At 74.0% G+C, this 1652-nt stretch carries 2 protein-coding genes; one reads left to right on the forward strand and one right to left on the reverse strand.

Annotation, left to right across the window (positions count from 1 at the left end; genetic code table 11):
- Nucleotides 1-365: M17 family peptidase N-terminal domain-containing protein (locus JM949_RS35805; protein WP_309232464.1), on the reverse strand; the 365-nt coding region annotated here is incomplete at its 3' end.
- Nucleotides 366-526: 161 nt separating this feature from the next.
- On the opposite strand from JM949_RS35805, the gene gcvT reads away from it, so the two are divergent.
- On the forward strand, nt 527-1652 hold a 1126-nt coding region (gene gcvT / locus JM949_RS35810), incomplete at its 3' end, for a glycine cleavage system aminomethyltransferase GcvT (RefSeq protein ID WP_203152455.1).

A 1652-nucleotide genomic window follows, 5' to 3' on the forward strand; every position in this document is an offset into this window, starting at 1 on the left:
GGGCCCGGATCGCCGCAGCCGGCGGCCCGGCGCAGCGTCTCCGGGGCCGGGGCGGCACCCGACGGCTCCGGACCGAGCCCGACGGCGGCGACCAGCGGGGCGGTCACGGTGCCCAGCGTGGCCAGCTTGATGACCTCACCGGGCCCGCCGGTCGCGCCGAGCAGCGCCAGCGTCTCGGTGAGCTTGCCGTCGAACGCGGCGGCGATGCTCTCCCCGCCACTGGCGAGCAGCAGGGTGCCGGCGAGGCCGCTCGTGGCGCCCTGCTCTCCGGTCTGGCTGTGCACGCCGATCACGATCGCGTCGACGGCGAGCTCGGCCGGATCGGTGTCGACCAGGCTCAGGTTGGTGGTGCGGGGTGATGTCACTGAAGCTACTCCGGGCGGGCCGGGCCGGTCGCGGCGTCGCGTACCAGCGTTGAAGGTCTCCGGCGGAACCTACCCGCCGAACGTCATGGCTGTCCCGCCGACGGCGCGGCGGGCTCCCGCCGATGCTAACCAGCGACGTTGCCCCCGGTAAGTTGCCACCCATGACCGACGTGACCTACGACGCCGCCGAGACCCGGCTGCGCCGTTCCCCGCTGCACGAGCGGCACACCGCCGCCGGCGCCAAGTTCGCCCCCTTCGGGGGCTGGGAGATGCCGCTGGAGTACGCCGGCGGCGGGGTGCTCAGGGAGCACACCGCGGTGCGTACGGCGGTCGGGGTCTTCGACGTGTCGCACCTGGGCAAGGCGCGGGTGAGCGGCCCCGGCGCGGCCGACTTCGTCAACTCCTGCCTCAGCAACGACCTGGGCCGGATCGGGCCGGGGCGGGCGCAGTACACGCTCTGCTGCGACGACGCCACCGGCGGCGTGGTGGACGACATCATCGCCTACCTGTACGCCGAGGACCACGTCTTCCTCATCCCCAACGCCGCGAACACCGCCGAGGTGGTGCGCCGGTTGCGCGCCGCCGCGCCGGCCCAGGTGACCGTGACCGACGAGCACGAGGCGTACGCGGTGCTGGCCGTGCAGGGCCCCCGCTCGGCCGAGTTGCTGGCGGCCCTGGACCTGCCCACCGAGCACGGCTACATGAGTTTCTCCGCGGCCAGCCTGTCCGGGGTGGAGCTGACCGTCTGCCGTACCGGCTACACCGGGGAGCTGGGCTACGAGCTGGTGGTGCCGGCGGAGCACGCGGTCGCCGTCTGGGACGCGCTCTTTTCCGCCGGCGCGGCGTTCGAACTGCGCGCCTGTGGGCTGGCGGCCCGGGACACGCTGCGCACCGAGATGGGTTACCCGCTGCACGGGCAGGACCTCTCCCGGGACATCAGCCCGGTGCAGGCCCGCTCCGGCTGGGCGGTCGGTTGGGACAAGCCGGCCTTCTGGGGCCGCGACGCGCTGCTCGCCGAGAAGGCCGCCGGTCCTCGACGGACGCTGCGCGGCCTGGTGGCCGTCGACCGGGCCATTCCGCGCCCCGGGATGACACTGCACGTCGGCGACGCCCAGGTCGGCACGGTGACCAGCGGCACCTTCTCGCCGACCCGCAAGCAGGGCATCGCCCTGGCCCTGCTCGACACCGACGCCAACCTGCCCGACGGCGCCGAGGTCGAGATCGACATCCGCGGCCGCCGCGCCCCCCTGACGCTGACCAAACCCCCCTTCGTAACCCCCTCAGTCC

The sequence above is a fragment of the Micromonospora tarensis genome, assembly GCF_016803395.1.
Lineage (GTDB): Bacteria > Actinomycetota > Actinomycetes > Mycobacteriales > Micromonosporaceae > Micromonospora > Micromonospora tarensis.